The 6,919-nt window shown below is 70.7% G+C and carries 7 protein-coding genes; 5 read left to right on the top strand and 2 right to left on the bottom strand.

The window, feature by feature from the left end; all coding sequences use genetic code 11:
* Positions 1–950 (bottom strand): IS481 family transposase (locus tag JWN97_RS17985; RefSeq protein WP_297625899.1); only part of this gene is annotated, 950 nt, incomplete at its 3' end.
* Positions 951–1,082: 132 nt separating this feature from the next.
* Entirely contained in the window at positions 1,083–2,231 is a 1,149-nt protein-coding gene (locus JWN97_RS17980; RefSeq protein WP_297625896.1) for a hypothetical protein, read from the bottom strand.
* A 237-nt stretch (positions 2,232–2,468) separates the two neighbouring features.
* On the opposite strand from JWN97_RS17980, the gene JWN97_RS17975 reads away from it, so the two are divergent.
* The 5 genes from JWN97_RS17975 to JWN97_RS17955 all read left to right on the top strand — a co-directional run bounded on the left by JWN97_RS17975 (position 2,469) and on the right by JWN97_RS17955 (position 6,876).
* Complete coding sequence (locus JWN97_RS17975; protein WP_297625893.1) at positions 2,469–3,470, top strand: hypothetical protein; 1,002 nt, start codon at positions 2,469–2,471, stop codon at positions 3,468–3,470.
* Between the two features lie 114 nt (positions 3,471–3,584).
* Positions 3,585–3,875 carry a hypothetical protein gene (locus tag JWN97_RS17970; RefSeq protein ID WP_297625890.1) on the top strand — a complete coding sequence of 97 codons (291 nt, stop codon included), beginning with the start codon at positions 3,585–3,587 and terminating at the stop codon, positions 3,873–3,875.
* A complete protein-coding gene (gene mshB / locus JWN97_RS17965; protein WP_297625887.1) occupies positions 3,872–4,774 on the top strand; it encodes an N-acetyl-1-D-myo-inositol-2-amino-2-deoxy-alpha-D-glucopyranoside deacetylase in 903 nt (300 codons plus the stop codon). Before JWN97_RS17970 ends, mshB begins: the two co-directional genes overlap by 4 nt.
* Positions 4,771–5,112, top strand: coding sequence for a hypothetical protein (locus JWN97_RS17960; RefSeq protein ID WP_297625884.1), 342 nt, complete (start codon positions 4,771–4,773; stop codon positions 5,110–5,112). Before mshB ends, JWN97_RS17960 begins: the two co-directional genes overlap by 4 nt.
* A 9-nt stretch (positions 5,113–5,121) precedes the next feature.
* Positions 5,122–6,876, top strand: coding sequence for a VanW family protein (locus tag JWN97_RS17955; protein ID WP_297625881.1), 1,755 nt, complete (start codon positions 5,122–5,124; stop codon positions 6,874–6,876).
* Positions 6,877–6,919 lie beyond the last annotated feature (43 nt).

Genomic DNA, 6,919 nt, shown 5'->3' with positions numbered 1-6,919 from the left:
GAGTGGGGCCGGTGGTGGTTGTACTCGTGGATCCATGCTGGCAGAGCGGCGAGTCGGGCGGATTCGGAGTTGTAGAACTTCTTGAAGGCCCAGCCCTCGACAAGGGTGCGGTGGAAGCGCTCGATCTTGCCGTTGGTCTGCGGCCGGTAGGCCCGGGTCTTCTTCGGCGTGATCCCTAGCTCGAGGCAAGTGTCACGCCACAGGTTCGACTTGTAGCAGCTGCCGTTGTCGCTCAGCACCCTCTGCACGGTGACGCCACGCTCGGCGAACCAGGCCACCGCATTGCGCAGCACGTCCGTGGCGGTCTCCTTCGTCTCGTCATCACGCGCTTCGACGTACGCGACGCGGGAGTGGTCGTCGATCACGGTGTGCAAGTAGCAGATCCCGATCACGGGGTTGCGCGACTTTGTCCGCGGTGTGCCGGTGCGAGCAACGGTTGATGACCGGTTCTTCTCACCTTGCTGGCGTCCGACGTAACGCCAGCCGCCACCGTCAGGGACACGGCCGAGCTTCTTGACGTCGACATGGATCAGGTCGCCAGGGTGCTCGTGTTCGTAGCGGCGGATCGGCTCGCCGGTGGCGCGGTCGATGTGGGTGAGGCGGTTGAGTCGGCAGCGGACCAGGACCGCGTGCACGGTTGAGGAGGGCATACCGAGCCGGTCGCCGATCTCGACCGGGCCGAGTCGTTGCTTCCAGCGCAGGTGCACGATCTTGCGCACCACCGGCGCCGGCGTTCGATTCGGCACACGATGTGGTGCCGAGGACCGATCCAGCATCCCGGCCGGACCCTCGTCGCGGTAACGGTCAGCCCACTTCTTCGCGGTGCGCCACGAGACGTCGTAGCGCTCCGCTGCGCGGGCCGGAGGCCAGCCCCGATCAACGATGAGACGAGCGAGTCGAAGTCGCGAGCGAGGGGTCAGCGCCGCATTGGCATGGGTAGCGTGTGACACGAAGGCCTCCTGGGTGGCGGAGCGGTTCCTAGATAGCTCCACTCCACACCGGGGAGGCCTTCGCCCATCTACAGATCAGACCGTGTCGTCGCAGGATCTCGACCAACGTGCCTGGGCATCACACCTAGGCGGTCAGTCGAACCACTTGCGGTCCATCGCCACGATCCAGCGGCGTCGCGGGTGCTCGGTGATCGACCAGAGCCGGTCGGTCGACGGCCAGTAGCTCAGGTCCTCGGGCCCCATCGGCAGCGCCCAGCGGTGGACGCGCATCGAGCCGGGCTCACCCGAGCACACGGTCCCGGGCATCCAGGGCCCGTGGGAGACGGTGACGTGGTAGCGGCCGGCTGCGATCACCGCGCCCTGCATCTGCCGCACGCCGCCCTCGTCGATGGCGAGGGGCCGGGAGAACCCGTCGTCGCCGACCGCGAGCTGCCACGTCTGCGGGTCGAGGGGGTATCGGGCCAGGCGGGTCGTGGCGTCCGGGCCGAGGGCGTACTCACCGGCGACCAGCGCGGGCGGGTCCGAGCGCCGGTCGAGGGACATGAACGAGTAGCGGAGCTTCTCGTGGCCCTCGTCGGTGTAGGCCTGGTAGGTGAAGCGCACCGGCAGGACGTAGCGGTGGCCGAAGGAGTGGAGCCGGTTGCCCTCGAGGCCCAGCTTGTCCGGGTGGTCGTCGTCACCGACGACGCGCATGATGTCGTCGACCCGGGCCGTGACGAAGCCGCGGTTGGTGGCCGCGATGTGGAGGTAGGGCCCGGCCCAGACCACGCCGCCGGCGTGGATGCTCATCGGCTTGAGGACGAGGTGGCCGTCCTCGTCGAAGACGGGTGAGACCAGCAGGACGTGGCGGTAGGTGCCCGAGTCGAGGTCGACGAAGGTGACCCGCGACCCGCGCTTGATGCCGTCCTTGCCGGTGCTGTACCAGGTCGCCACCACCAGCCGGCGCCCGTCGCCGGCCCGGGTCTGGAAGGCCTCGGTGTCGGAGGCGTCGGCGCTGGTCGAGATGCCCTGCGGGTACCAGAGCTCGTCGCGCTCGTCGTAGGCGTCCCAGCGGTACGCCTCCCGCACCGCCCGCCCCAGCAGCCGCGGCATGCGCGCCCGGCGGACGCCGTACTTCAGGTCGCCGAGCAGCCCGTCGAGGCCCGTCGGCTCGCCCAGCACCTCCGCCAGCGCGGCGATCTCGCGGACGTTCTCGTCCGTGCGCTGCAGGTGCACGCCCTCGACGTACGGCGACTCCGAGGCGGTGGGGCGGGACGGGTCGGGCTCGCCGGGGGGACGCATGTCATCGACCCTAGCCACGGGCGGGGTCGCGGTGGTCCTCCCGTTCCCCCCTCGGGGTAGTCCGCATCAAGTGGCTCGTCTGCCGCCTCGTACGACGAGTCAGTTGATGCGGACTATCCGGGGGGCGTCGGGAATCGCGGGCCGCCCTTCGTCCCCAGGGCAGCTTCCGAGGGTGTCGTCCACAGGGAGCGCATGCGAGCCTCCTCAGGCGTCGGCGGAGACGGCTGCGCTTGGCGGATGGACGATCAGCGACCTTCTGCATGGCAACCGCGGCCCAACGGCCTCGTGGTCCCTCTTGGTCTGGACCCGACAGGCAAAAAGGGCCCGACGCGCAACCAGGCGCGCGGTCCACGATGGCGGCAGACCTCACGGGGCAGGTACGTCCCGGCCTCGACGCAACAGTCCATCCATCAGCACATCCTTGAGCAGGGAGCGCGCATCCGATCGCATGGGGCGGTCACGGGCTGGGCCGGTCTTCGGTTCCGTGGTGCGCGGTACTTCGACGCTGCCGCGCAGGCTCCAGCAGGTGCGTTTGCCCCGGTGCCCCTGATCACCGGAGCAGCGTTGCTCCGGCCGGATGCCCGGGTGGATGTTCGTCGTGAGCAGCTTGCGACGGCCGAACGCGAGCTCGTGGACGGGATCTGGGTGACGACGCCCGCGAGGGCCCTGTTCGACGAGGTACGCCGACACCGTCGGCTCCGCCAGGCGGTCGCCGACATCGAGGTCGCCGTCGCGGCCGGACTGCTGACGTTCGACGAGTTCGCCGCCTACGTGGCGACGCGGAACCCGTGGGCGGGCATCGGTTTCGCGCGCGAGGCGGTCACCCTCGCCGGACTCGGGTGCTGGTCGCGACCCGAGGTGGGGATGGCACTCACCTGGATCCTGGATGCGGGTCTGGCGCGTCCGCTGTGCAATGTCCCGGTGTTCGACCTCAGCGGCCACCTCATCGCGATCGTGGATCTGTTCGACCCGGAGGCGGGGTGCGTCGGCGAGTACCAAGGAGCGGAGCACAAGGACGGGGACAGGCACCGCAGGGACGTGGCGCGTGAGCAGGGCCTGCGCGACGCCGGCCTCGAGTGTTTCGAGGTGGTCGGCGGTGATCTGGCCGACCGTGACCTGGTCGCCAAGCGCATGCACGCGGCTCGCAGCCGGTCGCAGTTCCGCCGCCCGGCCGATCGCCTGTGGACGCTGGAACAGCCCGCGTGGTGGCCCGGGTGGGCCGCGGCGCACGGCCTCTGACCCGCCCGTGGTGCGGATAGTCCGCATCAAGAGGCTCCTCGGGGGACTGCTCGAGGGAGTCAGTTGATGCGGACTACTCGGGTGGGGAAGGCCGGGGAGGGGACAATGATCCCCGTGAGAGCCATCTTCTTCGACGAGGACGACGCGCAGGCGGTCGTCGCGCGGTTGCGCGCAGACGGCTTCGAGGCGACCATCGAGCGCGAGCGGCTCGCGGGCGAGGACGACGACGAGGGCCACCCGTGGGCGGTGGTGAGCGACGCGCCGGCCTTCATGCTCGAGGTGCTGGTCGACACTCACGACGGGTGGCTCGACGAGGAGGACGACGCGCCGCCGATCGCGCCGCCGCTCGTCCTCCCGGCCGCGCCGAAGCGGGTCAAGCGCCCCGACCTAGGCTGGAGCCCATGACCGACCGTCGCCTCCTGCTCGTCCACGCCCACCCCGACGACGAGTCCATCAACAACGGGGCCACCATGGCCCGCTACGTCGACGAGGGCGCGGGCGTCACGCTCGTCACCTGCACCGCCGGCGAGATGGGCGAGGTGCTCGTCCCCGACCTGGCCTACCTGGCCTACGACGACCAGGGCGGGCTCGGCGAGCACCGCCGCGGCGAGCTCGACGAGGCGATGAAGGTGCTCGGCGTGACCGACCACCGCTTCCTCGGGGGCTTCGGGCGCTTCCACGACTCCGGCATGGCCTGGCACGAGGACGGCCACGCGATCGCCGCCGAGGTCGTCCCGGACAGCGCGTTCTGGCACGCAGACCTCACCGAGGCCGCCGACGAGCTGGTCAAGGTCATCCGCGAGGTGCGACCCCAGGTGCTCGTGACCTACGACCAGTTCGGCGGCTACGGCCACCCCGACCACATCCAGGCGCACCGCGTGGCGATGTACGGCGCCATGCTGGCGGCGGCGCCGTCGTACAGGCTCGACCTCGGCGAGCCGCACGACATCGCGAAGGTCTACTGGACCGCGATGAGCGAGTCGCGGATGCGCGAGAGCCTCCGCGCGCTGCGCGAGGCCGGCGACACCGAGACGTTCGCCGGGATGGAGCCCGACGGCAAGCTGCCGCCGTTCGTGACCCCCGACGAGCTGATCAGCGCCCGCGTCGACGGCAAGGAGACCGTCGGTCGCAAGATGGACGCGCTCGCCAAGCACGCCACCCAGGTCCAGACCGACGGACCGTTCTTCTCCGGCGCCGAGAGCGGCCACTCGTGGTGGTCCGAGGAGTACTACCGCCTGGTGAAGGGCACCCCCGGCCCGCTGGACGCCGACGGGTTCGAGGAGGACCTCTTCGCCGGTCTGTGAGGTTGCTGCTGGCCCTGCCCGTGGGGGCGGTCTCCGGCGTGGCCGGCACACTCGTCCACCAGCACTGGTGGGGGCTGGCGCTCGCGCTCGGGACCGGACTGGTGGTGCTCGGGTGGCTGCCGCCCGGCGTCGCACGCGTCGCCTTCGCGGTCGGCTGGTGCCTGGTCGTCACGCGGGGCACGCTGGAGCGACCGGCGGGCGGCTTCCTCATCGGCTCCGATGCTCCCGGCTGGTCGTTCCTGGCGGGCTCCTTCGTGCTGCTCGTCGCCGCGCTGGTGACCGTGGGGTCGCGTCGGGGGCACGCCGAGGATCACGGAGTTCGGGGTCCGGCCACCTAAACTCGCGCCGTGGCGACGAACCCCCAGAGCACTGACGGGCAGCCCCGCGACAAGGCGGGCGCCTCCGTCGTCGTGTGGTTGCTGCTCGGCCTCGTGGTGCTCTTCGGCGGGCTGTACGTCGTCGCGCACTACGCCGCCGGCGACAAGGTCCCGCGCAACACGACCGTCTCCGGTGTCCGCATCGGAGGGCACCCCCAGGCCGAGGCGGCGCAGCGGCTCGAGGCCGGCCTGGCCGACAAGGTCGCGCGTGACATCACCACCACCGTCGACGGCCAGCCGGTCGCGATCGACCCGGCCGCCGCCGGCCTGCAGGTCGACTACGACGCCTCGGTCGCCGAGGCCGGGGGCGAGGAGAGCTGGGACCCGGTCCGGCTCTGGAACTACTTCACCGGCGGCGACACGTTCGAGGCCGAGGTCACGGTCGACGACGCCACCTTCAACGCCTACCTCGCGACCCTCGACGAGCAGTACGGCGCGGCTCCGCGCGACGGTGCCGTCGGCTTCGAGGGCAACCGGGTCACCACGACCGAGGCCCGCACCGGAGCGGCCCTCGACCCCGCGACCACGCTGGCGGCCCTGCGCGGCGCGTTCCTCGCGGACGCCCCCGATGCCGTGGCGCTGGAGATGGCGGACGTGGTCCCCGCCATCGACGAGGGTGACGTCCAGGAGGCGCTCGACGCCTTCGCGTCGCCGGCCGTCGCAGCGCCGGTGGTGCTCAGCTTCGAGGGCTCCGACGTCAAGGTCTTCCCGGGCGACTACACGGCGGCCCTCAGCCTGGTGCCCACCGACGGCGAGCTGGTGCCGACCCTCGACGCGGCGAAGCTGTCCGAGGTGGTGGCCTCCCGGGTCACCAACGGTGCCCCGATCGACGCGACCATCGCCCTGGTCGGCGGGCGCCCGCAGGTGATCCCCGCCAAGCCCGGCGTGACCTTCGACCAGGCCGAGCTCGAGTCGGGCTTCCTCGCCGCGGTCGCCCAGCCGCAGGGCCAGCGGACGCTCGCGCTCACCGCCAAGGTCGCGCGGCCGGCGTTCACCACCAAGGACGCCCGCGCGCTGAAGGTCACCGAGCAGGTGTCGACCTTCACGACCTACTTCCCCTACGCCGAGTACCGCAACATCAACATCGGCCGCGCCGCCGAGCTCATCAACGGCACGCTGCTCAAGCCGGGCGAGACCTTCTCCCTCAACGACACGGTCGGCGAGCGCACCGAGGCCAACGGCTTCACCAAGGGCTACGTCATCAGCGACGGCATCCTCGTCCAGGACCTCGGCGGCGGCGTCTCCCAGATGGCGACCACGACCTTCAACGCGATGTTCTTCGCCGGCCTCGAGGACGTCGAGCACAAGCCGCACTCCTTCTACATCGACCGCTACCCGGTCGGGCGCGAGGCCACGGTCGCCTGGGGTGCGGTCGACCTGCGCTTCACCAACGACACGCCGTACGGTGTCCTGATCCAGGCCAGCGTCACGCCGTCCACGCCCTCGTCGTCCGGCGTCGCCACGGTCAGCATGTACTCCACGAAGTGGTGGGACATCACGACCAGCACCGGTGAGCGCTACAACCTCACCCCGGCCAAGACGCGCCGGATCGACAGCCTGACCTGCCACGCCAACACCGGCTACGGCGGCTTCGACATCGACGTCGTCCGCTACTTCACGCCCGTCGGCGCCAACACCGGGTCGCGCGACGACGAGGTCTTCCACACGACCTACACGCCCAGCGACACGGTGATCTGCACCAACCCCGACGCCGTCGACGAGTGACGAGCACCGCTGGTCGAGCAGCGAGCGGAGCGAGCGTGTCGTG

The organism is Nocardioides sp., from assembly GCF_025965415.1.
Lineage (GTDB): Bacteria > Actinomycetota > Actinomycetes > Propionibacteriales > Nocardioidaceae > Nocardioides.
Note: the sequence above shows the minus strand (reverse complement) of the source record. Positions and strands in the feature narration are given on the sequence as shown.

Coding starts and splice junctions, on each gene's coding strand:
- JWN97_RS17975 (WP_297625893.1), top strand. CDS start 2,469: ATGGACGATCAGCGACCTTCTGCATGGCAACCGCGGCCCAACGGCCTC.
- mshB (WP_297625887.1), top strand. CDS start 3,872: ATGACCGACCGTCGCCTCCTGCTCGTCCACGCCCACCCCGACGACGAG.
- JWN97_RS17980 (WP_297625896.1), bottom strand. CDS start 2,231: ATGCGTCCCCCCGGCGAGCCCGACCCGTCCCGCCCCACCGCCTCGGAG.